The 24,100-nt window shown below is 58.5% G+C and carries 17 protein-coding genes and 1 tRNA gene; 3 read left to right on the forward strand and 15 right to left on the reverse strand.

The window, feature by feature from the left end:
* Positions 1-102 precede the first annotated feature (102 nt).
* A complete protein-coding gene (brnQ, locus tag G1C95_RS07470) occupies positions 103-1,443 on the forward strand; it encodes a branched-chain amino acid transport system II carrier protein (protein ID WP_169172497.1) in 1,341 nt (446 codons plus the stop codon).
* 18 nt (positions 1,444-1,461) lie between these two features.
* Here the strand turns inward: brnQ and G1C95_RS07475 are convergent, their stop codons facing one another.
* The 11 genes from G1C95_RS07475 to G1C95_RS07525 all read right to left on the reverse strand — a co-directional run bounded on the left by G1C95_RS07475 (position 1,462) and on the right by G1C95_RS07525 (position 17,246).
* Positions 1,462-2,310, reverse strand: coding sequence for an ABC transporter ATP-binding protein (locus G1C95_RS07475; RefSeq protein WP_169172337.1), 849 nt, complete (start codon positions 2,308-2,310; stop codon positions 1,462-1,464).
* A 23-nt stretch (positions 2,311-2,333) separates the two neighbouring features.
* A complete protein-coding gene (glgA, locus tag G1C95_RS07480; RefSeq protein WP_169172338.1) occupies positions 2,334-3,581 on the reverse strand; it encodes a glycogen synthase in 1,248 nt (415 codons plus the stop codon).
* Positions 3,582-3,801: 220 nt separating this feature from the next.
* The gene (locus tag G1C95_RS07485) at positions 3,802-4,275 is read right to left on the reverse strand and encodes a tripartite tricarboxylate transporter TctB family protein (protein ID WP_169172339.1); all 474 of its coding nucleotides are present in this window, start codon (positions 4,273-4,275) and stop codon (positions 3,802-3,804) included.
* A gap of 91 nt (positions 4,276-4,366) precedes the next feature.
* Positions 4,367-5,905 carry a glutamate synthase subunit beta gene (locus G1C95_RS07490; protein WP_169172340.1) on the reverse strand — a complete coding sequence of 513 codons (1,539 nt, stop codon included), beginning with the start codon at positions 5,903-5,905 and terminating at the stop codon, positions 4,367-4,369.
* A gap of 1 nt (position 5,906) precedes the next feature.
* Positions 5,907-10,487: a glutamate synthase large subunit gene (gltB, locus tag G1C95_RS07495; RefSeq protein ID WP_169172341.1), complete on the reverse strand. Its 4,581-nt coding sequence runs from the start codon at positions 10,485-10,487 to the stop codon at positions 5,907-5,909.
* Positions 10,488-10,795: 308 nt separating this feature from the next.
* Positions 10,796-11,647, reverse strand: coding sequence for a translation elongation factor Ts (gene tsf, locus G1C95_RS07500; protein ID WP_169172342.1), 852 nt, complete (start codon positions 11,645-11,647; stop codon positions 10,796-10,798).
* Positions 11,648-11,727: 80 nt separating this feature from the next.
* Positions 11,728-12,564 (reverse strand): 30S ribosomal protein S2, encoded by an 837-nt coding sequence (gene rpsB, locus G1C95_RS07505; RefSeq protein ID WP_169172343.1) that lies wholly within the window; start codon positions 12,562-12,564, stop codon positions 11,728-11,730.
* Positions 12,565-12,857: 293 nt separating this feature from the next.
* Positions 12,858-13,343 carry a peptide deformylase gene (gene def / locus G1C95_RS07510; protein ID WP_169172344.1) on the reverse strand — a complete coding sequence of 162 codons (486 nt, stop codon included), beginning with the start codon at positions 13,341-13,343 and terminating at the stop codon, positions 12,858-12,860.
* A gap of 3 nt (positions 13,344-13,346) precedes the next feature.
* Positions 13,347-15,422, reverse strand: a complete 2,076-nt coding sequence (locus tag G1C95_RS07515; protein WP_169172345.1) for an AMP-dependent synthetase/ligase — start codon at positions 15,420-15,422, stop codon at positions 13,347-13,349.
* Positions 15,423-15,477: 55 nt separating this feature from the next.
* Positions 15,478-15,969: a hypothetical protein gene (locus G1C95_RS07520; RefSeq protein WP_205832756.1), complete on the reverse strand. Its 492-nt coding sequence runs from the start codon at positions 15,967-15,969 to the stop codon at positions 15,478-15,480.
* Positions 15,970-16,121: 152 nt separating this feature from the next.
* On the reverse strand, positions 16,122-17,246 hold the full coding sequence (locus tag G1C95_RS07525) for a GuaB3 family IMP dehydrogenase-related protein (protein ID WP_169172346.1): 1,125 nt from the start codon (positions 17,244-17,246) through the stop codon (positions 16,122-16,124).
* Between the two features lie 233 nt (positions 17,247-17,479).
* Here G1C95_RS07525 and G1C95_RS07530 point away from each other — a divergent pair, with 233 nt between their 5' ends.
* Positions 17,480-18,700: an NADP-dependent isocitrate dehydrogenase gene (locus G1C95_RS07530; RefSeq protein ID WP_169172347.1), complete on the forward strand. Its 1,221-nt coding sequence runs from the start codon at positions 17,480-17,482 to the stop codon at positions 18,698-18,700.
* Positions 18,701-18,853: 153 nt separating this feature from the next.
* Positions 18,854-20,554, forward strand: a complete 1,701-nt coding sequence (locus G1C95_RS07535; protein WP_169172348.1) for a substrate-binding domain-containing protein — start codon at positions 18,854-18,856, stop codon at positions 20,552-20,554.
* Positions 20,555-20,614: 60 nt separating this feature from the next.
* Here G1C95_RS07535 and G1C95_RS07540 read toward each other — a convergent pair whose 3' ends face one another.
* The 4 genes from G1C95_RS07540 to G1C95_RS07555 form a co-directional block, all read right to left on the reverse strand.
* Positions 20,615-21,298, reverse strand: coding sequence for a M23 family metallopeptidase (locus G1C95_RS07540; protein ID WP_205832757.1), 684 nt, complete (start codon positions 21,296-21,298; stop codon positions 20,615-20,617).
* A gap of 203 nt (positions 21,299-21,501) precedes the next feature.
* Positions 21,502-22,671 carry a HipA domain-containing protein gene (locus G1C95_RS07545; RefSeq protein ID WP_205832758.1) on the reverse strand — a complete coding sequence of 390 codons (1,170 nt, stop codon included), beginning with the start codon at positions 22,669-22,671 and terminating at the stop codon, positions 21,502-21,504.
* An 88-nt stretch (positions 22,672-22,759) separates the two neighbouring features.
* Positions 22,760-23,668 (reverse strand): hypothetical protein, encoded by a 909-nt coding sequence (locus G1C95_RS07550; protein WP_169172349.1) that lies wholly within the window; start codon positions 23,666-23,668, stop codon positions 22,760-22,762.
* Between the two features lie 237 nt (positions 23,669-23,905).
* Positions 23,906-23,978, reverse strand: a tRNA-Asn gene (locus G1C95_RS07555).
* Positions 23,979-24,100: the final 122 nt, after the last annotated feature.

Raw genomic sequence — 24,100 nt, forward strand, 5'->3', positions numbered from 1 at the left:
CGCAGCAAAACAATCCGCAACAACGACGCAGGCGATGCTGTCGATGGCTCTTCGTCGCATCATGGCTCCGCAGTGACGTTGACACCCCGCAATCGCGTGTTGATGACGGTGACGTTCTTCTCGATGTTCTTTGGTGCGGGCAATCTCATCTTCCCCGCATTCGTGGGCGCGCAGGCCGGAATCGCCACGCCGGCCGCGGCGCTCGGATTCATCGTTTCCGCGGTTGGTCTGCCGGTATTGGGCGTGCTCGCGGTTTCCAGTGCCGGCGGTTTCGAGCAGTTGGCAAATCGCGTGTCACAACGCTTCTCCCTGGTATTGGGCTTGGCGATTATTCTGACCATTGGCCCCTGCTTCGCGATTCCACGTACGGCCACCACCTCGTTTGAAATGGCCGTGGTGCCGTTCTCATCCGGTACCGGCATTCCCACGTGGGTCTGGCAACTGGCCTATTCGCTGCTGTTCTTCGCACTGTCGTATGTGGTGGCGCAGCATCCTGAGAAACTATCGAATGCGTTAGGCAAGGTGATGGGACCGCTGCTCATCGCCCTGATTGTGGTGTTGTTCATCTCCTGCGTCGCTATCGGCGGCTCGAGCCCGACTGCACCGATGGGCGATTATGGCGACAACCAGATGGCGCGCGGTTTTCTGGACGGTTACCAGACCATGGATCTGCTGGCCGCATTGTATTTCGGCATTGTGATTTCCGTGAACATCAGTCAGCTTGGCGTCGATTCGCCGGCACAGAACCGTCGTGAAACCGGCTATGCCGGCCTAGGCACGGGCGTGCTGTTGGTGGTGATCTATGCGGCGCTATCGTATGTGGGCGTGGTTTCCGGCTCAATCACAACCGTCGATCCTGCGCACGATACCGGCGCGACCGTGCTCACGAACTTGACGCAAACCATGTTCGGACCGGTGGGCACCGCATTCGTCGGTCTGGTGTTCATCATCGCCTGTTTCAACGTGTGCACCGGTCTGATTTCGACCTGTGGCACGTATTTCCAACGTCACTTTCCGCGAATGGCGGGCCTGCGCATGACCTACCGCATATGGAGCGCAGTATTCGCCGTGTTCAGTTTCGTGGTGTCAAACGCCGGTCTGTCCGCAATCATCAAAGTGTCAGTGCCGGTACTCGCTGCTTTGTACCCGATTGCCATCACGCTGGTGGCTCTTGCCTTGGTGCATCGCGTGTTCTCGGTGCATTTCCCGCGCGTGTACTTCTGGACGGTACTGTGCGTGGGTCTGACGGCGCTCTTGGATTGCATTGCCAGTTTGGCCGACGTATTCGGCGGCTCACTGCCTTGGCTTGATACAGCTCTGGCCTATTTGCCACTGCATCAGTTCCAGCTTGGCTGGCTGCTGCCTGCCGTCATCGGTTTGATTATCGGCATAGTGCACAGCCGTATCTCGCCTATGCCGAACACAGTCGGCATGGCGGAATAACGCAACGGTTTATCGACGTCAGACTGCGAACGCGGACCAGCGTCCGTGGGCGTGCTCCACGGCGATGGGCATGCCGAACAATTCGGAAAGTCGTTCGTCGGTCAGGCCTTCTTCAAGCGGACCGGTATAGATGATGGTGCCGGCGGAAGGATTGCCCATGGCATCCAAGCCTTCGCTGGTGGCGTCCTCAGCGGAAACCGGCTTGCGGCCCATAATGGCGATATGGTCGAATCCGGCCGGAATCTCCTCAAGCCTGTGCGTGACCAATACCACGGCGCGTTCGGAGTTCTCCTCGCCGATACGGCTTAATGTGCGCATTACCTGTTCACGTCCGCCCAGGTCGAGACCTGTTGTGGGCTCGTCCATAATCAGCAGTTCGGGGTCGCCCATCAGCGCGCGGGCGATAAGCACTCGGGTGCGTTCGCCCTCGGACAGTCGCCACATCTGTTTGCCTTCAAGGTAGCCGACGCGAAAATCGCGCAGCAGGCCGCGCGCACGCTCGTATTCCTCATCGGTATAGGTGTCGCGCCACCGGCCCGTCACAGCAGACAGACCGGTGACCACGGCATCAAGCGGATCCTCGAATTCGGGGAATTGACGACCCAAGTCGGCCGAGGCGAGACCGATGCGCGTGCGCAGCTTGAACACGTCATATTTGCCAAGCTGGTGCCCCAGGATGAACACCTTACCTTCGGAGGGGAAGGTGCGGGTTGCCAGCATGCCCACGGCAGTGGATTTGCCGATGCCGTTCGGTCCGAACAGCACCCAGCGCTCCCCTGCGCGTATCGTCAGGTTCACGTCGGTGATGATGACGCGACGGTTGCGACGAAATTCGACATGGTCAAGCTGCAGCACGGTTTGGGTCATGATGATATTCCTATGGTTACTGGTTACTTCTGTTCAGCGAGCACGGATTCGTATACGGCTACGGTCTGATCGGCGATGGACTCCCAGCTGAAGTGGTCGCGGGCGCGCTCATAGCCTGCCTGGCCCATCTTCTTGGCGAGTTCAGGGTCGGCCATGATCTTATTGATTGCATCGGCCATGTCGTGCACGAATTTGTCCGGATTGGTGGGGGTGCCGGTGCCGTCGTGCAGCTGATCGATGGGCACGAGGTAGCCGGTTTCGCCGTCGACCACGACCTCAGGGATGCCGCCGGTGGCGGAGGCGACAACCGGCAGGCTGCAGGCCATGGCCTCAAGGTTGACGATACCGAGCGGCTCGTAGATGCTCGGGCAGATGAAGGCGTCGCAGCCATGTTCCAGAGCGTTGAGCTCGGGCTTGGGCAGCATTTCCTCGATCCAGATGATATTGCCGCGCTCTTCGTCAAGTTTGGCGAAGGCCGTCTTGACTTCTTCCATGATTTCAGGGGTGTCAGGAGCACCAGCGCACAGCACGATCTGGATGCCGGGATCAACGAAATGCAGCGCCTGCAACAGGTACGGCAGACCCTTCTGACGGGTGATGCGGCCGACGAACAGCAGCGTGGGCTTGGAGCGGTCGATATTGTAGCGTTCGAATACCTTCCAGCCCGGATCATCATCGGCCGGGGTGGCGAAGTCGTCCATGGTGATGCCGTTGTGCACCACAACCACCTTGTCGGGGTCGACATTCGGGTAGGCGGCGAGAATGTCCTCGCGCATGCCTGCGGAGACGGCAATCACACGATCGGCATGCTCATAGGCGTCCTTTTCCGCCCAAGAGCTCAGATTGTAACCGCCGCCAAGCTGCTCGCGCTTCCAAGGGCGGAAGGGCTCGAGCGAATGCGCGGTGACGACCAGCGGGGTGCCGTGCAGCATTTTGGCGAGATAGCCGGCCAAGCAAGCGTACCAGGTGTGCACGTGCACCAGATCGGCGTCCACGTCATTGGCGATTTGCAAATCCACGCCGAAGGTTTTCAAAGCACCGTTGGCGTTCGCAAGTTCGGCTGGCGTATCGTATCCCACCAGGTTCAGGGAACCCTTGGCTTCGGCGGCATTGGGGATTGCGGGCTTGTCCGCGTCGGTGCGCGGGCCGTCAAAGGCGCGTACCGTCACATCGATGCGTTCAGCCAGAACCTTGGACAGTTCCTCGGCATGCACGCCGGCACCGCCGTACACCTTCGGCGGGTATTCACGGGTCAGGATATCAACCTTCATTGGTCACCTCTCATTGGTTGCCTATACAACACCACCTACTTTAGGCCATGAATGCCGCAAAACGCACAACCCGCCTGTTCGTGTTTCGCAAACAGGCGGGTTGTGAGATTGGTTTTACTATACGGTTGGCTCCGCCGGCACGGCAGCCCACCGGGCTGCCTCTACGATCGGCTCGCGCGGCTGGCTTATGCAATTCCTGAAGGAATTGCGTCCGGCCGCATCATACAGCAGTGCCGTTTTGGTCGAGGTTGGGATTGTTTTTGGAGTTGCCGGCGGTGAAGAACAGGCTGAGCACGCCGACAATGAACACAGCGGAAACGGTGGTGATCAGCCACATTGGATGGCTGGGCAGCCACATCACCACGAAAAAGGCGATGATGGACAGCGCAATCAGCGTCCAGGAGCCGACACGGAACCATTGACGCACCGAATGCGGTGCCTTGAACATCTTGGGGTTCGTATAGTTCGGGTTGGTGGTGAGCGTCTGCTCGGGCAGTTCATCATCGAAATGCGCGGTCGGCTTCCACGGGCCGTCAGGCGTGTCCCGGCCTTCCTGCAAGCGGATGGACTTGGCCTGCAGCTGATATTCGTCGATCATACCGGCGCGGCCACGGCCACGGGTCTGATCGTATTGCGCGGGAATCCCCTTCTTGGCTCGTTTGGCGTCGGCACGACGTTCGGCACGATTGGGCATTATCTACTCCTTATACACAAACAGGAATCCTGCGGTAGATATTACCGCAGGATTCCTAGGATTTTTGACTGTCGCTCACGAAACGGCGTGTTTAGCGCGGCAGCATCATCGGACGCTGAGATGCGACGATCGGAGCAGGCAGCTCCGTGGCTTTGCCTGACAGGTACTCATCCACGGCGGCGGCGCAAGAACGTCCCTCCGCGATGGCCCACACCACCAAGCTCTGGCCTCGACCGGCGTCACCGGCAACGAACACACCATCCTGAGAGGATGCGAACCGGTCATTGCGCGCTACGTTGCCACGACCGTCGAGTTCGACAGGCAGCTGGTCGACCAGCGTAGTGGTATCCGGGTGCAGGAAGCCCACGGAAATCAGCACGAGATCGGCGGGGATAACACGTTCGGTGCCAGGCTGACGGGTGAACGGACCATTCTCTCCCGGTGCAACATCCACGATTTTCAGACCAGTCACATGTCCGGTCTCATCGGCGATAAAGCCCTCGGTTGCGGTCGAATTCTCGACCTTCACCTTGCTCTTCTCGTCATCGGGCACACCCACGAAATTCACCGAATCGGTGCTGTATACATAGGTGCCGCCCTCCTCCATCGAGGAGGTCTTCTGGTACAGACGAGCGAAGGTCGGCCACGGGGCGTTGTCTGGACGAGACTTCGGCTCTTGAGGCATGATCTGCAGCACGGTCACGTCCTTCGCGCCCTGACGAATCGAGGTGCCAAGGCAATCGGAGCCCGTGTCACCACCGCCGATGACCACCACGTGCTTGTCTTTGGCGGTGATGTCATGTTCCAGCGGTGCGCCGTAGATGCGACGGGTCGCATCCGGCAGGAAGTCCATGGCGAAGTGGATGCCCTTAAGCTCACGGCCAGGCAGCTTCATATCGCGCGGCACGGTGGAACCGATGGCCACCACCACGGCATCATAACGAGAACGCAAATCGTCCCAGCTGATGTCCTTGCCGATTTCCACATTGGTCCGGAAGCGTGTGCCTTCGGCCTCCATCTGCTTCACACGACGGTCCAGCAAGCGCTTGTCGAGTTTGAAGTTCGGGATGCCGTAGCGCATCAGGCCGCCGATGGCGTCATGACGCTCGTAAACAACAACCGTATGTCCAGCGCGAGTGAGCTGCTGGGCGCAGGCGAGACCGGCAGGGCCGGAACCGACGACCGCTACGGTCTGGTCGGTCAAACGCTGCGGCGGCAGGGGCTTGACATAGTCGAGATCCCATGCCTGATCGATAATCGTGCACTCGTCGTTCTTGATCATCGTAGGCGGCTGGTGAATGCCAAGCACGCAGGCCTGCTCGCACAGGGCCGGGCAGATGCGGCCGGTGACTTCGGGGAAGTTGTTGGTCATGGACAGCCTGTTATAGGCGTCCTCCCACTTGCCCTGACGCACCAGATCGTTCCATTCGGGGATGAGGTTGCCCAGCGGGCAGCCGGTCATGCAGAACGGGGTGCCGCAGTCCATGCAGCGGGCTGCCTGCTCTTGGGTCCACGGTTGCAGGCCGGATTCGGCATGCACGTCAAGCCAGTCCTTGATGCGCTCCTCGACGGGGCGTTCGGCCAGTTCGCGGCGGGTGCGGACTTTCAGAAATCCTCTCGGGTCGCCCATCTCAGCGCGCTCCTTCCATGACTCGTTCGTACGTCTGTTCCCAGACGCCGGGTTCGTTGAAATCGATGTTGTTCTTCTTGGCATCCTCCATCGCCTGGGTCATGGCGACGAACTGCTTGGGCACGATGTGGGTGAAGCGCTTGGCGCTGCGTTCCCATGTGGCCAGCAGGTCGGAGGCGAATTCGGAGCCGGTCTCTTCGGCGTGACGCTTGACCAACGCCTTGACGCGTTCCGATTCTTCGTCGGTCAGCGGGGAGAAGATCAACGATCCGTTCTTCGCGGCGGAGGGGTTGACGTGCGCCATGTCGAGGTCAAGCACGTAGGCGTTACCGCCGGAGAAGCCAGCACCGAAGTTGCGTCCGGTGGGGCCGAGCACCACAACGGTGCCGCCGGTCATGTATTCGCAGCCGTGGTCGCCCACGCCTTCGACCACAAAGGTAGCGCCGCCGTTACGCACGGCGAAACGTTCGCCTGCACGACCGGCAACGAACATCTCGCCGGAGGTGGCACCGAAACCGGTGACATTGCCTGCGATGACGTTCTCGTGGTGATCGAAGGTCACGCCCTCCTCCGGGCGCACGATCATGCGGCCGCCGGACAGGCCCTTGCCCGCGTAATCGTTAACCTCGCCGTAGATGCGCATGGTCTCACCCTTGGGGATGAACGCACCGATGGACTGGCCACCAGCGCCATGGAAGGTCATGTCGATGGTGTCATCGGGCAGACCCTCTTCACCGTAGCGGCGGGTGATTTCATAGCCCACCATGGTGCCGAGCGTACGGTTCACGTTGCGGATCGGCATTTCGATGCGCACGGGCTCCTTGTTGTCCAACGCCGGCTGCGCAAGCTTGATGAGCTTGTTGTCCAGAGCCTTTTCAAGCTCATGGTTCTGCGGCTCAGTGTTGTGCAGAATGGTGCCGGGAACCGGGCCAGGCTGCATGAGCACGTTGGTCAGATCGATACCGTCAGCCTTCCAGCGCTTGATAGCCTCGTCCTGATCCAGGCACTCGACATGGCCCACAGCCTCCTCGAGCGTGCGGAAACCAAGCTGGGCGAGAATCTCGCGCACCTCTTCGGCGATGAACATGAAGAAGTTGATCACATGTTCGGGCTTGCCGCGGAACCGTGCGCGAAGCTCCGGATCCTGGGTGGCGATACCCTGCGGGCAGGTGTTCTTCTGGCAGGCACGCATCATGACGCAGCCTTCGACGATCAGCGCAGCGGTCGCGAAACCGAATTCCTCGGCACCGAGCAACGCGGCGATGACCACGTCGCGGCCGGTTTTCAGCTCGCCGTCGCACTGCACGACGATGCGGGAGCGCAGGCCGTTCAGAATCAGCGTCTGCTGGGTTTCGCTCAGGCCGATCTCCCACGGGGTTCCGGCGTGCTTGATCGCATTGAGCGGAGCCGCACCGGTGCCGCCGTCGTAGCCGGAAATCAGCACCACATCGGCATGGCACTTGGCCACACCAGCGGCGATGGTGCCCACACCAAATTCGGAGACGAGCTTGACGTGCACACGGGCCTTCGGATTGGCCATCTTCGCATCGTTGATCAGCTGCTTCAGATCCTCGATGGAGTAGATGTCGTGGTGAGGCGGCGGGGAGATGAGTTCCACGCCGGGCGTCGCGTGACGCACCTTGGCAATCCACGGCGGGACCTTGGCACCGGGCAGATGGCCGCCTTCACCCGGCTTGGCGCCCTGGGCAAGCTTGATCTGCAAGTCGGTGGCGTGCACCAGATAATCGGAGGTGACGCCGAAACGTGCGGATGCGATCTGCTTGATCTTGCTCACGCGTTCGTCATCGCGCAAACGTTCCGGGGATTCGCCGCCCTCACCGGAGTTCGAGCGTGCGCCGATACGGTTCATGGCGATGGCAAGCGTTTCATGGGCTTCCAACGAGATGGAGCCATAGGACATGGCACCGGTGGAGAAGCGCTTGACGATTTCGCTGGCCGGTTCGACTTCGGAGATGTCGATGGGCTTGCGCTTGTTGTTGAACTTCATGAGGCCACGCAACGTCATCAGACGGTTCGACGTGTCGTTGATATGAGCCGAGTACTTCTTGAACATGCCGTAGTCGCCACGCTGGGTGGACTGCTGCAGCAGGAAGATGGCCTCAGGATCGTTCAGATGGTCCTCGCCGGTACGACGCCACTTGTACTGGCCGCCGGTCCTCAAGTTCCGGTGAGGAGTGGCGGTCCACTGGTTCGGATAGGCCACGCGGTGGCGGATAGCCACCTCCTCGGCGATCTCGTCGAGGCCGGCACCGCCGACGCGCGACGTGGTGCCGGTGAAGTATTCGTCGATCAAATCCTGCTTCAGGCCCACAGCTTCGAACAGCTGCGCACCACGGTACGACATGATGGTGGACACACCCATCTTGGCCATGATCTTGAGCACACCGGTGGAAAGCGCCTTGGTGACGTTCTTCACGGCGGTTTGCTCATCGACCTTCACGTAACCGGTACGAGCAAGATCTTCAACGGATTCGAAGGCGAGATACGGGTTCACGCAGGCCGCACCATAGGCGATCAGCAGTGCGACGTGGTGGATCTCGCGCACATCGCCGGCTTCAACGGCCAGAGAGATCTGCGTACGGGTGTGCTTGCGCAGCAGGTGATGCTGCACTGCGGAGGTAAGCAGCAGCGACGGAATCGGACCCCACGTATGGTCTGACTCACGATCGGACAGCACAATGAAGTTGGAACCATCCTCGATAGCTTCATCAATTTCAGCGAAGATCTCGTCCAGACGGGACTTCAACGCCTTGCCGCCACCGGCCACTTGGTACAGGCCTTTGACCACGTATGGCTTGTAGTAGCCGCCGAGAATCTTCGCACGGTCAAGTCGCTTCAACTGTGCCATCTCATCGGAGTTGATCACCGGCAGCGGAATAAGAATCTTCTTGGCATGCAGTTCGGAGTCGGCGAGCAGGTTCGGCTCGGGGCCGATGGCCGATTCAAGGCAGGTGACGACTTCCTCACGCTCCCAGTCGAGCGGCGGGTTGGTGACCTGTGCGAATTTCTGGGTGAAGTAGTCGAACAGCATACGGCTGTTCTTGCTCAGCGCGGGCAGCGGGGTGTCGTTACCCATGGAGCCGAGCGGCTCCTTGCCGGTGTTGGCCATCGGTGCGAGGATCAGCTTCAGATCCTCCTCGGTGTAGCCAAAAGCACGCTGGCGGCGCTGCACGGACTGGCCGGAATGGCTCACGTGCTCACGTGCGGGCAGATCGGAAAGTTCCACGGAGTTGCCTTCGACCCACTGGCGGTAGGGGTGCTGGGCTGCAAGGGACTTCTTGATCTCCTCATCGGGAATCATACGGCCTTCGGCGGTGTCGACAAGGAACATCTTGCCCGGTTCCAGTCGTCCGTTGGCCTTGACATGCTCAGGCGCAACCTCAGGCAGTACGCCAGCCTCGGAGGCGAGCACCAGATAGCCGTCATCGGTGAGCTGCCAGCGGCCAGGACGGAAGCCGTTGCGGTCGAGCAGTGCGCCAACTTGGGTGCCATCGGTGAAGATGATGTGCGCCGGGCCATCCCACGGTTCGATCAGCGTGTTGTTGTACTCGTAGAAGGCCCGCACATCCGGATCGAGGTCGGGGTTCTTCTCCCACGCGGGCGGCAGCATCATGGAGATGGCGTGCGGCATGGAACGGCCGGAGAGGTGCAGCAGTTCGAGGCATTCGTCGAAGGTGCCGGAGTCGGAGTAGCCCGGCGTGGCAATCGGCAGCAGCGGCTTGAACTCACCGAGCAATTCGGAGCTCAGGCGGCCTTCACGGGCGGACAGCCAGTTGCGATTGCCCTGGATGGTGTTGATTTCGCCGTTGTGGGCCAGCTGACGGAACGGCTGGGCCAGCGGCCAGCTCGGGAAAGTGTTGGTGGAGAAGCGGGAGTGCACGATGGCCACAACCGCCTTCATGCGCTCATCGCTCAAATCCGGGAAGAAGGGCTTGAGCTGCATGGTGGTGAGCATGCCCTTATAAGTAATCGTACGAGCGGAAAGGGAGGCGAAATAAACACCCACCTCGTGCTCCACGCGCTTGCGCACGCGGAAAGTCTTACGGTCGAGTTCGATGCCGGCGAGCTTGCGCTCCGGATCAGCCAGCACCAGCGTCTTGAAGCTCGGCATAGTCGCCAGAGCCTGCAGACCCAGGCCGTCCGGGTTGGTGGGAACGACACGCCAAGCGAGGACTTCAAGACCTTCTTCTTCGGCAATGGTCGCGATGGCCTGTTCCTGCTGGCCTGAAGCGGCGATGTCACGATCGAGGAAGGCAATACCCGCAGCGTAATGGCCGGGTTCGGGCAGTTCTACACCCAGCTCCCCCAGCGTGGCACGCATGAACTCATCGGGCATGCTCATCAGGATGCCTGCACCATCACCGGTGTTCTCTTCAGCACCAACCGCACCACGATGGTTGAGGTTGACGAGCACCTCGATGGCGTCTTCGACAATCTTACGTTCGGGGCGCTTGTTCAGGGTGGTGACCATGCCGACGCCACAGGCGTCGTGCTCGGCCCCAGGATCATACATACCCTGGGATTTATGGATCGTCAGATCAAGCGGGGCGTGGAAAGTCACCGAAACCACCTTCAATGTTTTTGGGCGGGGCATGCAGCCCCACGGTTCTTTGTCAAAAAGCCTTCTTAGGGTAACGCCGGCGTATGTCGGTGATGTTTCGCTGTCCATATAACGAATATCCCAAAAAGTCAATACCCATTTTCGCGCTTGTTTTGGACGGCTGCGACAAAACGTGTCGGATTGCGGTTGCGAAGATGGTCGGGGGGGCCTGTCTGGAGTGCGTTCGATACGACAAAGGGGCGCTCCGCATTGTGCGGAACGCCCCAGAAATTAATGAGCCGTAATCAGGCGAGACTCAACCGTTAGGCTCAGTCCTCTTCGCCCTTGCCGACTTCGACGCGAGCAAAGGCCACGGCCTTGCCGCCCACTTCCTTGAACAGGTCGCCGACGGTCTTGGACGGATCCTTGACGTAGGGCTGTTCAAGCAGCACGACTTCCTTGTAGAAAGCGTTGAGACGACCTTCGACGATCTTCGGAACGATCTTCTCGGGCTTGCCTTCAGCCAGGGACTTCTCGGTGGCCACGCGACGCTCGGACTCGACCACATCGGCCGGCACATCCTCACGAGAGAGCCACTTGGCGCCCATGGCGGAAATCTGCAGAGCGGCTTCGTGCGCCACGGCAGCACCGGCTTCGTCGGTGGCGATCATGGCGACGATGCTCGGCGGCATCTCGGCAGACTTCTTGTGAGCGTAGATCTCAACGCGTTCGCCGGAAATCTTGGCGAACTGGCCGACCTTAACGTGCTCGCCGAACAGGGCGGCAGCCTCTTCGATGGCTTCCTTCACAGTGGCGTCACCAGCCTTGGCGGCCAGCAGCTCGTCGGCGTTGTTCGCGTCGGCGGCCACGGCATAGTCGAGCACCTCATCGCTGAATTCCACGAACTTCGGGGTCTTGGCCACGAAGTCGGTCTCGGAGTTCAGCTCAACGGCGTAACCGGTCTGGGTGCCATTGGCTTCGACGACCTTGGAGGCGATGGTGCCTTCCTGGGCCTTACGGCCTTCGCGCTTGCCGGCGGCGGCGATGCCCTTGGCGCGGATGATTTCCTTAGCGCGGGCCACGTCGCCTTCGGCTTCGGTGAGGGCCTTCTTGACGTCCATCATGCCGGCGCCGGTGTCTTCACGAACCTGCTTGATCAGTGCGGCGGTAATTGCTGCCATTGATATCTCTCCCTAAATATTAATTCATCCTCTAAAACAGGAGGTGCGACCAATCTCGCACCTCCCATTTTAGTGGTACATCACTCGGCCTGAGCGGTTTCGCCCTCGGCTGCGGCCGGAGCTTCGGCAGCAGCGGCTTCGGAGGTTTCCTGGTTCTCCAGGAGCTCCTTCTCCCAAGCGGCCATCGGCTGGGCGTTGGCTTCGCCCTCAGCCTTGGCAGCCTGGCCGGCGCGCTCAAGCAGACCCTCGGCGACAGCGTCGGCCATCAGGCTGGTGAGCAGTTCGATGCCGCGGATGGCGTCATCGTTGGCCGGAATCGGATACTCCACAGCTTCCGGATCAGCGTTGGTGTCGACCACAGCCACAACCGGGATGCCCAGCTTGTGAGCTTCCTCAACGGCCAGGGCTTCCTTGTTGATGTCGACGACGAACATCGCAGAAGGGGTGCGGTTCATGTTGCGGATACCGCCCAGCTGCTTGTTGAGCTTGTCCTTCTCGCGCTCGAGCAGCAGCAGTTCCTTCTTGGTCAGGCCGGAGCCACGCACGTCGGAGAAGTCCATCTCCTCAAGTTCCTTGAGGCGGTTGACGCGCTTGGAGACGGTCTGGAAGTTGGTCAGCATGCCGCCGAGCCAACGCTCGGAAACGTAGGGCATGTTCACGCGGGTGGCCTGGTTGGCGATGGCTTCCTGAGCCTGCTTCTTGGTGCCGACAAAGAGCACGGTGCCGTTGTGGGCCACGGTGGTCTTGATGAAGTCGTACGCCTTGTCGATCATGTCGAGCGACTTGAACAGGTTGATGATGTGGATGCCGTTGCGCTGGGTGAGGATGAACTGCTTCATCTTCGGGTTCCAGCGACGGGTCTGGTGGCCAAAGTGCAGGCCAGCCTTCAGCATGTCGCTCATAGCGATCTGAGCCATGGTATTACTACCTTTCATTGTCGGTTCTTGCCTGGTCATGCGTACCTGCGTGCAGCTTCTCCCCCGCTTGTGCGGAATAGAAACCGACCGACACAGGTCGTCGCGAGCATGACGCGAATTGGTGGTGCGCCGGTTGACAATAATGGTGGCTCCGAACGCCAGCGACTGCGCCCTTTGCCGGGGTGGCACACACAAATTCTTAGAATAACACAAGGCCTCGCCGTTTGGCGGGGCCTGACAGGCAAACTCAGATTGAGATGCCTCGACTTCGCTCGGCATGACGAGCTGAAGTCTTATTTGGTGTGTTCGCGCATGTATTTGAGTGCGGCGCGACGCTCTTCCTTCTCAAGGCGATCGAGATAGACGTGACCGTCGAGATGATCGCATTCGTGCTGCAGCATACGGCCCATAATGCCGGTGCCTTCCAGCACAACCTCATTGCCGTCAAGGTCAATGCCCCGCACGCGCGCGTAATCGGCGCGACGTGTTTTATACCACAGTCCGGGCACGGACAGGCATCCTTCATCGCCGTACTGCTCTCCGGACTTCTCTTCCAGTACCGGATTGAGCACATAGCCGATTTTGCCGTCAATGTTATAGGAGAAAGCCCTGAGGTTCACACCAATCTGGTTGGCGGACAGGCCTGCGCGACCCGGATCGTTCACCGTTTCCAGTAGATCATCCACCAATCGGCGCACGGCGGGCGTGATCTGCTTGATTTCGTCGCATGGGGTGCGCAGCACGGGATCAGGTACAACTCTGATTTCACGGATGGCCACGAATTACTCCTCGTTCTTCTCGGTGTTCGCGTTCGGCTTGTCAGCGTCGTCCGGCTGGCGAGGGGCATCGCCCTCGGCTTCTTCGTCGCCTTCGGCCTTGGACTTCTTAATTCTCTCCTGCACGCTAGCAAGCGAGTCCGACACGCTGGTTTTCATCTGTTCGGAGGCCTGCCTCATCTGTTCGGAAGCTTCCTTGGCCTGTTCGGACGCCTTCTTAACAGTTTCCTGAGTGCTGTTGATGATCTTCACCGTAGCGCCAACCGGCCTGTTCGACGGCTTGGGAGCATACAGATCCTCAATCACCTCTGCGTAGCGTTGCAGAATCTTGGGACGCACGATTTTCATGCTGGGCGTGAGCGTGCCGGCATCCTGGTTGAATTCCTCATCGAGGATGGCGAACTTACGCACGGATTCCGCGCGAGAGACATTGGCATTGGCCTGGTCGACATACTGCTGGACGAATGCGCGCACCGCATCATTGTCACGCGCCTGCTCCAAGGTCATGTCGGAGAGCCCCTGACCGGACAGCCACGAATGCAGCATATCGGGGTCAAGTTCGATCAGCGCGGAGACGAACGGCTTGCCGTCGCCGACCACCACCGCATGGGAGACGATCGGGCAGGTGTTGATCACATCCTCCATGGGGGCCGGGCTGATGTTCTTGCCGCCGGCGGTGATAATAATGTCTTTCTTGCGTCCGGTGATGTAAGTGAATCCACGATCTTCGATACGACCCAGATCACCGGTTTTCACCCAACCATCGGCCGTCATCGCCTGGGCGGTCAGCTCAGGCTGTTTGTAGTAGCCAAGGAACACGTTCGGCCCGAACAGTTCGAGTTCGTCGTCCTCGCCGAGGCGCACGCCCATGCCGGGGCCAGGTTTGCCAACCGAACCCACCACATTGTCATCCTGCCAGTTGACGAGCATGGGTGCGGCGGTTTCGGTCATGCCATAGCCCTGAATGAAGGTGATGCCGTCCATACCGTTGAAGAAGTGGGCGAGATCCACATTCAGCGGGGCACCACCACAGGCAAGCCACTTGAGGTTTGGCCCCAGCGCGGAGCGAATGGATTTACCCACTGTGGCCATGTAGAAGGAGTGACGCATGCGTTCGACAAAGGAATGGCCGCGACCATTCTGCCCATCCTTGCTCCAGCGCACGAAATGCTTAACCGAGTTGGCGAAAATCACACCTTGCAATCCGGCACCGGCCTTCTGCGAGGCGGCGTTGTAGACCTTTTCGAATACGCGCGGTACGCCGAGCAGGTAAGTGGGTTTGAAGCTGCGGATATCGGCAAGCAGTCGCTTCGCGCCCGGAATATAGCCGACCGTGCCACATCCGCCAATGCACACATACTGAATGTAACGGGCAAAGCAATGCGCCAGCGGCAGAAACAGCAGCAGCCGGTTCGGCTGGTAGAGCATATCGTTAAGAATCTCGTAGCCGTTGATCACGATATGTGTGTAGTTGCGGTTCGACAGCATCGCACCCTTGGGCTTGCCGGTGGATCCCGAAGTGTAGACCACGGTAAGCAGATCGTCGGCTTTGACTCGAGCGATGGCGGTATCCAAGTCTTCATCGCTGATTGTACGGCCAAAATCAGCTACGGCATCCAAACCGTCAGCTTTGAAGTTGAACACGTACTTCAAGCCCGGATGCCCGGCACGAATCTGTTCCAAGGTCTGGGCATGGTGGAAATCGCCAGCGAAAGCGATGGCGGGATCCACTTCCTCAACGATACCGGCGGTCTGCTTGGCGGAGTCGGTTTCATACACCGGCACCAGCACCGCGCCAATGGCTGCGCAGGCAAAATCCACCACTCCCCACTCGTAGCAGGTGGGCGAATAGACAACAACCATGGTTCCGGCACCAATGCCCAAACCGAGCAGGCCTTTGGCGACCTCGCGCACCCGCGACATCATGGCGGTGGCGGTGACGCCATGCCACTCATGGGTGTCGTCATCCTGCCATTCGGCGATGGTGTCGTCAGGGGTGCGTTCGACGCGCTTGGCCAGCAGCGAAAAAACGGTGTCTTCGTCCGAGGTGACGTACTTGGGTTCTTCAACGTGTTCGCGCATGTCTTCTACTATAGCCACGCGCCGGCCGCCAACCGGACGGCGCGGGCAATAGGTGTCAGCCGAGATCGGCAAAACTGCACATCCAGCGGGAGCCCACATAGCGGAATTTCAGATTGACGCGCAGCGGCTCCGAGCCGATCGTCATCAGCACGGTCATCTCGATGGTGTCGTTACTGATAAGCATGCCCTCAATGAACGTGGGAACCGTAGGCAGATAGCAGAATCTGGCTTTCATATCCGGATGGCTGAGCATGTGGGTATCAAGCAACTCCTGCATAACCTGCAGCCGCTCCATGCAGGGGCGGGTCATGGATCGGGCGAATCGTTCCACATTGTATCGTCCGCGAATCGCATCCGCCGCCAAACATGCGATGCGACATGCGGCCATGGCCATCGTATGGCATTCCTGCGGAGTCGCCGCGCCGACAAACAACGGCTGAATGTGGTAGCGAACCGGTCGTTCGCTTAATTCGATAATGATGAATCCGTCATAGCTGGGCAGTGGATGCGATCTGCGCATGCCAAAGAAATAACCGGAATACTCCATTGTGGACCCCCTGTCCCCCATTTGGCCTTACCCCCTTCGGAAGGCCGTTAAGTACCACAACAGCACAAAAGGCGCGTCAAGTCAAATGACCTGACGCGCCCGCGAACATATTCCCGTAAATATAACCACTCCGAGAAGCGGCAGTCGGGGAATCAGTGGTTGGGATAGGGGGTGACCACCATGCCGCAACGCTGGAAGTTCTTCACATCCACATAGCCGGTGGAGGCCATGGCACGCTTCAAAGCACCGATGAAGTTGGTCGTGCCATCCGCCTGATGGCTGGGGCCGAACAGAATGCTTTCGAGTGAGCCCACAGTGCCCACTTCGGTGCGGTATCCGCGCGGCAACGTCTGATGGCGAGCCTCAGCACCCCAGTGAGTGCCCTTGCCAGGTGCTTCGGTGGCGCGAGCCAAAGGCGCACCAAGCATCACAGCATCGGCACCAAGCGCCAAGGCCTTGACGAAGCTGCCGGAGTCCCCCATGCCGCCATCCGCGATGACCTGCACATAGCGGCCGCCGGATTCATCCATGTAGTCGCGGCGAGCTTCGGCCACATCGGCGATGGCGGTAGCCATCGGAGCATGCACACCGATGGTCTGGCGGGTGGCGGAAACCGCGCCTCCGCCGAAGCCAACCAACACACCGGCGGCACCCGTGCGCATCAGGTGCAGGGCCGCGGTGTAGTTGGCCGCACCTCCAACGATTACCGGCACATCGAGGTCGTAGATGAACTTTTTGAGGTTCAACGGCTCATGGCCTTCGGAAACATGCTCGGCGGACACCACAGTGCCGCGGATGACGAACAGATCCACACCGGCATCGACGACGGTGGAATAGAACTGCTGCGTGCGCTGCGGCGACAGAGCACCGGCAACGGTCACACCGGCATCGCGGATCTCGTGCAGACGCTGGGTGATGAGCTCCGGCTTAACAGGCTCTGCATAAATTTGCTGGATGCGCTCGGTGGCGCGATCCGCCGGCAAATTGGTGATCTCGTCGAACAAGGGCGTTGGATCTTCGTAACGGGTCCACAGACCTTCCAAGTCCAGTACGCCGAGCGCTCCCATCTTGCCCATGGCAATCGCGGTGGCAGGGCTCGTCACCGAATCCATAGGTGCCGAAATCACCGGCACATCGAATTCATAGGCATCGATCTGCCAAGCTGTGGAGACATCGCTGGTATCGCGGGTGCGGCGGGAAGGAACGATGGCCACATCGTCAAGTGAGTAGCCCAGACGGCCCTTCTTGCCCAAACCGATTTCAATTTCCTGAGACATGGTCTCTACACTATTGCGCGCGGCGGACGGCAGAGCCCACTAACCAGCCCACTTGACGCCCTGTGCTTATGCCCGCGTTGGCGTTCAATCATGCGTTCCTTCAATCGCCGTCCAACTGACATTCGGGAATGCGAAGTGTCCACATTCTGTCCATATTCAAGGACAAGCGATCTTGTCGTTACAAACATGCGCTAAGACTTGAACCATCTTCACACCATCTACCAGGAGGAAGCATGGCCAAAATCAAGGTCGAAGGCACGGTCGTCGAACTCGACGGCGACGAAATGACCCGCGTGATCTGGAAGGATATCAAGGATCGTCTGATTCTGCCGTATCTTGACATCAACCTCGATTATTACGACCTCGGCATCGAAAACCGCGACGCCACCGACGATCAGGTGACCATCGATTCCGCCCACGCAATCCAGAAGCATCACGTTGGTGTCAAGTGCGCCACCATCACTCCGGACGAGGCTCGTGTCAAGGAGTTCGGACTGAAGAAGATGTGGAAGTCGCCTAATGGTACGATCCGTAACATTCTGGGCGGCACCATCTTCCGTGAGCCGATTGTGATGAGCAACGTGCCGCGTTTGGTGCCTGGCTGGACCAAGCCGATTGTTGTGGCCCGTCACGCTTTCGGCGACCAGTACAAGGCCACCGATTTCAAGGTGCCGGGTGCAGGCCAGCTCACGGTGACCTTCACTCCCGACGATGGCTCCGAACCGATCCAGCATGTGGTCTACAACTACGGCGAGGACGGCGGCGTGGCCCAGGTGCAGTACAACGTCAATGATTCGATTCGCGGTTTCGCTCGCGCCTGCTTCAACTATGGCCTGATGCGTCATTACCCGGTGTATCTGAGCACCAAGAACACGATTCTCAAGGCTTATGACGGCCAGTTCAAGGACATTTTCGCCGAAGTGTTCGAAACCGAATACAAGGCTCGCTATGAAGAGGCAGGTCTGACCTACGAGCACCGTCTGATCGACGATATGGTGGCTTCCTCCCTCAAGTGGCATGGCGGCTACATTTGGGCTTGCAAGAACTACGACGGCGATGTGCAGTCCGATTCCGTGGCGCAGGGCTTTGGCTCTCTGGGTCTGATGACTTCCGTGCTTATGACCCCGGACGGCCAGACCGTCGAGGCCGAGGCCGCGCATGGCACCGTGACTCGCCACTATCGTCGTTGGCAGAAGGGCGAAAAGACCTCCACCAACCCAATCGCTTCGATTTTCGCCTGGACCGGCGGCCTGAAGCATCGCGCCGACCTTGACAACACCCCTGAGGTCAAGCACTTCGCTGAGACGCTGGAAAAGGTTATCGTCAACACCGTCGAAGGTGGTCAGATGACCAAGGATCTGGCCATGCTTATCGGCCCGGATCAGCCGTGGCTCGACACCGAAGGCTTCATGAATGCTCTGGATGAGAATCTGGGCAAGGCTCTGGCCGAATAAGTCAATAAATAAGTCAATAACAGAGGCATAACCCTGATTAATCCCGGATATCTGGCAAAAAGAGCCTGGTATCCGGGATTTTTCGTCACCGGCCGACTAGAATCGAGGGCAGTTCGTTTCATCCGCTCGATTACTGGGAGGTTGCGCGCCCTTATGGTGTTTGCTCGTCGATCAGCCAACGTATTCATCGCCATCGCCGCATCATGCGCCATGGTGCTGTCCCTGACGGCCTGCGCCACCGAGCACACCACTGTGCATCCAAATGGGCAAACCACCGTGACCTCCGATTCCACGGGTGCGGTGGCCTTATTCACTCCTTCTGATGGCATCACGCTCAACCAGCAGACGCCGCTGAACAAATGGGCCAAGCTGGTTCCCGATCTCACTGATGCGCTGGTCAATGCCGGATTCTCCAAATCCGATATCAGCCATACCACTTCGACCTCACTGGATAAGCAAAGTCGCGCCATTCAGGATTATGTCGTTGACCAACTGTCTGATAAAGGCTCGTCTGATGATAATGGCGTCAGGTTCTCCCCCGAGGCCATGACGCTACTTGTTGCGCCCGTGGTTGAAACCGATGCGTCCACCCGCCAATACGGCGACTACGCCAGTCAAACGCTTGCTACTGATGAAGCCAACAACACTGATACCACCGATGAAGCTACCGACGACTCAACGGATAAGTCCACACAGGATTCCAAGGATTCCAAAGACGAGGATGCTGAGAAACAAACCGAAGCTGTAGAACGCCTGGTTTCATCATTAAAACTGGCGCAGGAATCCGGCATGAATGTGGTGTTGTTGGGCAATTCCATTGAAAGCTATCAGCCGGATGCCTTCGTCCAGTTCTCCGACGCACGTGCCATCGGAACATTGCAGGCCGAGAAAATCGTCGCCAAATTGGAGCTGGACAAGGCGAGTAAGGACAATCCAAAATCCATTGAAGTGCTGTTGCCGTATGATTCCGATTCCTCCGATGACAGCGCTGCCGATAGTGACGATAACACTGATACCGCAACGCCAGACACCGCAATATTCGCACAAGAAGCCTTCCAAGGTATTTGGCAGGTATTGGGCCCGTATTTCAAGTCTGGTGTGGCTGTCAGCCCTTCAGGCACATTGGACGCTTCCTCGGATGCCGACGATTGGCAGAATGTCGCCTACGATGCCTCGGAAAAGGGCTCCACTGCCGCAGTACTAGCTGAACGACTGGAAAACACTGAGTCTTCTGACTCATCTGACGGCAAGACTGACTCCATCGTGCACGTCGACGGCATCATCGCCATGAACGACTATATCGCCTCTGAAGTAGTCGAAGAACTGACCGATCTTGGTTACACCGGTTCGGCCGCGGACATCAATCCGCAGATCACCATCTCCGGCATCGTCGACAATATCACCGGTAAAAAGGATCTGAGTCGTGAAGCGGTGCCGGATCCAATCAAATCCCCGCAGAACGATAAGGCGGACGATAACGAATCTACCGACAGCAATGGCGACGCATCAAACGATGAAGAAGACAGTACTGTCGAGAAAGCCAAAAAAACACAGTGGCCGCTGGTCACCGGCTATGGCGCGTATATCTCGAATATGCCTGATGTGGTCAACGGCAAACAGTGGATGACCGGCATCGAAGATCGAAAAACCATTGCCAAAGATCTTGCTGAGGCATGTGAGCGTCTGAACAAAGGCGATAAGCTCACAGGCATGGACTCCGTGGAAAACACGCAGGTTGGCGGCGTAGACAATGTGCCGACTATCAGCGAGGACCTGGTGGCCGTATCTGCCAGCAATCTCAAAGAGACACTGATTGATCCCGGATATATCACGTTGGCGGACGCCGGGCTGTAATCTGCAATCTGCCCGATTTCTCCGCTAAGCCGGTGGCATGCTCATATAGCCTCACCAGCGTTATATGGGCTTGAGCACAATTGTTCGGCTACCGGCATAACTCTGCGGGTCAAGATAGTCATGTGCGCCACGCTTGAGCCCCCAGTGCACGCATTGCTCCTCGCAATGATCCGACGCTCCTCCGACTGTGCCTATCGGTTGGCCACGACTCACAGCGTCACCTGCCTGCAAGTCGGTGGTGGCGGGTTCGAATGTCGAAGTGACGCCGTCTCGATGGCGAATGCTGAGTACATTTTTGCCTGCCACCTCACCTGCAAAACTCACCACGCCGTCCTGCGGCGAGAACAGTACGGTTCCGGGCTCCGTCGTCAAATCCACCCCGCGATGCCCGGGAGACCACTGGTTGAGCGGCCGGTCGAAGCTTTGCTCCACATGCGGATCTTCAACAGGCCAGTCATATCGCGCCTCGCATGAAGAGCTTCGTTCGGCCAACGCCGTCATATCAGCAAAGTCGGCAAAGCTGATTGCGCTCTGGCCGCTGACGTGAACAAGCCGCTGTGTTGTTGCGGTCGATTCCTGCGTTATTGCCAGTCCGCAAACCAGTGCGCCCAGCAGACCGAACAGTAACGCACTGGCAACCATCAAAGCTCGCAGGCGCTGCCTGCGCTCCTTCTGCTCACGTTCCTGGCGCTGCCGCGCCGCCTTGCGCGCTGCTTCGCGATGCCGATTGGTCCAATAATTCATAGCAACTCCCGTCCATGTCAGCCGGCATCATTGCCGGTATCTCCACGATGGACGATGCATGATCGCCTTGTCCAGCTGGATCGGGGTATGTGGAGAGAGCTTGCTGAGTTATCCACATTGGCAACGTCACCGCCTGCCAATGCCTCTTCCTCCATCGGTCGTCACTCAGTCATTCAACTGCTCATGGACACGATTGACTCATCTCAGAGCACACTATGATCCTTGACTTCCTGTGCAACCTTGATTCTTACGCTCAGCATGTCCCTAATGAGGTCGATGCGCGCAGGAGCAATCATTCCAGATAAAGACAGACGATGGGCAGCATCATCCGGCCAATCACGCAATGCACCGAGGTCGTAGCGATCCCAGCCGCGTACAAGCCCGAGTTGTCTTCTCGCAGTCATAGCCTTGTAGGTCGAGTAGAATGGTTTGGCCTTATAGTCACGGCCATCAATCTTCAGTTCGCCGCACCACAGCGACGCACCAGTGTCAAACAATGGCGCGGGACGCACCGCAAGCGTGTCCACGTTACGGATCAGGCCGAAGTTGTTGAAGTGCCGGTCGATGTTGCGCATCAGCCAATCGATCAACAACCAGTCATCCGTCGCCGCATCAGCCAATTCATAATTACAACCGAAACTAACAGCATCCTTGACCCATTGGTCACGCATACTCAGCCGATTATCGCGCTTAATGGATTCCATAAGCTGCCATGCGGAGACCAGCTCTTCATCGCGTCGAAGCATCTCAGCGCACACGCTCACCGGCCGGTTGTCGTATTCCGCAAGCGAATACCGCACCGCAGGGATATTGAGGCAGTCACACAACCGCGATGCGATAACCTCATTAACTGGCTCCTGACCGGTGCGCCCGCCCTTGACTAAGGCTCGGGTACCATCATCAAGAATCATCCAGCGCTTCGGCAAGTCACCGCCGGTCGAAGCGTCGGGCGCATTGAAACTAAACTCGTGTGAGGAGGAATGGGACGTCAGGAGCATACGTCCAAGCTCTTCATCAAACGGGTTGTCAAAGAAATTAACCTCTTCCCAGCGGGTGCTGTCAGTCGCATCTTTAACCCAGTATTGATCGGAAAGACTCAGTCCGAATGAACGATCCAATAGCTCACGCGTCGAATGGACACCCAACGTGTCTAAAGCACGGGCGATACCGTCACGCGTGGACGGGATGGCACGGTGACGCCACCATTCATCGATTCTACGCGCGTACACGGCGGGTTTGCCATGCGTAATCATCTCACGGGGAAGACGCGCTGTATCCAAGACGGTACCCGTTCCTCTGGCACAGCCAGATGAACGGTCGTATTCGAAGGAAAATACCGGTCGCGAACCGCACATAATCAAACGTTCCACCATGGGTATCTCCTTCCCTCTCAACCAGTGATCATCCGACTTCCATATTAGCGTCCATATCCCTTCAAAAGGACGACTTGCATTGTTCCTGTTAGATGTCTAGTGCAGCCACCAGTGGCAGCGCCATAGCCAGCAGGGTTTCCAGCCAGATGATCAGTGCGGGATGCCAGCACCATTGCGCCGACACCTGTTTGATAGCGCAATACCGCACCTGTGCTACTTCTCCGGGCAGAACGACGAGCCCGACCAGCACGGCAATGAGCAGCGTCAGCATCCTTACGGGCGCAAACCCGGATTCTATAAATACGACGCCGAACAGGCCGAGCGTGATGGCGGCACTTGCGCCGAGCGATACACGCGGCACCGCATCGCTCGGCCATGCCAACGCTTTGAGCAGCATAAGACCCGCGAATATCACAGCAGCTCCGGCCATAATGGCTATAGCAGGCACTGACGTGCCTGAAGTAAGTTCAGCCGGACCGGAACGATAGTAGTCCACGAACGAATCCACGGGAATCATGCCTTTATCGATTTGTGCAAGCAGGATCAACCGTCCCAATCCCGTACCGAGCATCCGGGACGCACCTGCAATCATCATGACCATGCCGGCGAGAAACACCCATTTGACGTGCGATATGAAGCAACCCAGCAGTGCGATACCGAGCCCCCATGCCGCAGACAGGCCGATCAGCGAGGCGAGCAGGCCAAGCACGTCGAAACGGCTGGAATCGATACCAAGCATGCCCAGCCACCACGGATCCCAGCCGATATTATGGCTGGCAACCACCCACGCGGCCTGCGCGAACAAGTTAACAATCGAAATCGTCGCAACGGCAGCAAGATACAGCCATACGCGACGCTCTGTGAATAGCTGGAATTGACTCTCCGTTTTCGACTTGCGTTTGCCACCGCCACGCGGCTTCATATCCTGCCAGAAGAATGACAACAAGCCGAACCCGGATGAACCTGCGCCATCGCTTAATCGCGTTTTCCCAGCCATTAGGTCATTCCCTTTCCGCTCACGTCACTGATGCTCGTTGCACCACTCAGCCGTCATATCTCAGATCAGTATGGTGCACATACTCCGACAATGGTTTGAGTGAACCAGACCTCTTAGCGAACATGAACGCCAACAACGCCCGGTTTAGCTGATAGAGAAACAAGACACGCGGAAAGCGCCTGTTGAAGTTGTGGCGATACAAGAAAACCTCCACCGAAGTGGAGGCTCTCAATCAAGCTCCTGCGGCTGGGCTTGAACCAGCGACCGTCCGATTAACAGTCGGATGCTCTGCCAACTGAGCTACGCAGGAATGTTCATCACCTCTCATAACGAGCGGCAACAGGTGATGAATATACCCTTGAATACTCAGCCGCGCAAATCGGCGTGTCGCGCTAGTTTCGCCCGATCACTTTATCCGCCATCCGCCTCACG

Source organism: Bifidobacterium oedipodis, from assembly GCF_012932425.1.
GTDB lineage: Bacteria > Actinomycetota > Actinomycetes > Actinomycetales > Bifidobacteriaceae > Bifidobacterium > Bifidobacterium oedipodis.

Coding starts and splice junctions, on each gene's coding strand:
- brnQ (WP_169172497.1), top strand. CDS start 103: ATGACGGTGACGTTCTTCTCGATGTTCTTTGGTGCGGGCAATCTCATC.
- G1C95_RS07475 (WP_169172337.1), bottom strand. CDS start 2,310: ATGACCCAAACCGTGCTGCAGCTTGACCATGTCGAATTTCGTCGCAAC.
- glgA (WP_169172338.1), bottom strand. CDS start 3,581: ATGAAGGTTGATATCCTGACCCGTGAATACCCGCCGAAGGTGTACGGC.
- G1C95_RS07485 (WP_169172339.1), bottom strand. CDS start 4,275: ATGCCCAATCGTGCCGAACGTCGTGCCGACGCCAAACGAGCCAAGAAG.
- G1C95_RS07490 (WP_169172340.1), bottom strand. CDS start 5,905: ATGGGCGACCCGAGAGGATTTCTGAAAGTCCGCACCCGCCGCGAACTG.
- tsf (WP_169172342.1), bottom strand. CDS start 11,647: ATGGCAGCAATTACCGCCGCACTGATCAAGCAGGTTCGTGAAGACACC.
- rpsB (WP_169172343.1), bottom strand. CDS start 12,564: ATGGCTCAGATCGCTATGAGCGACATGCTGAAGGCTGGCCTGCACTTT.
- G1C95_RS07515 (WP_169172345.1), bottom strand. CDS start 15,422: ATGCGCGAACACGTTGAAGAACCCAAGTACGTCACCTCGGACGAAGAC.
- G1C95_RS07520 (WP_205832756.1), bottom strand. CDS start 15,969: ATGGAGTATTCCGGTTATTTCTTTGGCATGCGCAGATCGCATCCACTG.
- G1C95_RS07525 (WP_169172346.1), bottom strand. CDS start 17,246: ATGTCTCAGGAAATTGAAATCGGTTTGGGCAAGAAGGGCCGTCTGGGC.
- G1C95_RS07530 (WP_169172347.1), top strand. CDS start 17,480: ATGGCCAAAATCAAGGTCGAAGGCACGGTCGTCGAACTCGACGGCGAC.
- G1C95_RS07535 (WP_169172348.1), top strand. CDS start 18,854: ATGGTGTTTGCTCGTCGATCAGCCAACGTATTCATCGCCATCGCCGCA.
- G1C95_RS07540 (WP_205832757.1), bottom strand. CDS start 21,298: ATGAATTATTGGACCAATCGGCATCGCGAAGCAGCGCGCAAGGCGGCG.
- G1C95_RS07545 (WP_205832758.1), bottom strand. CDS start 22,671: ATGGTGGAACGTTTGATTATGTGCGGTTCGCGACCGGTATTTTCCTTC.
- G1C95_RS07550 (WP_169172349.1), bottom strand. CDS start 23,668: ATGGCTGGGAAAACGCGATTAAGCGATGGCGCAGGTTCATCCGGGTTC.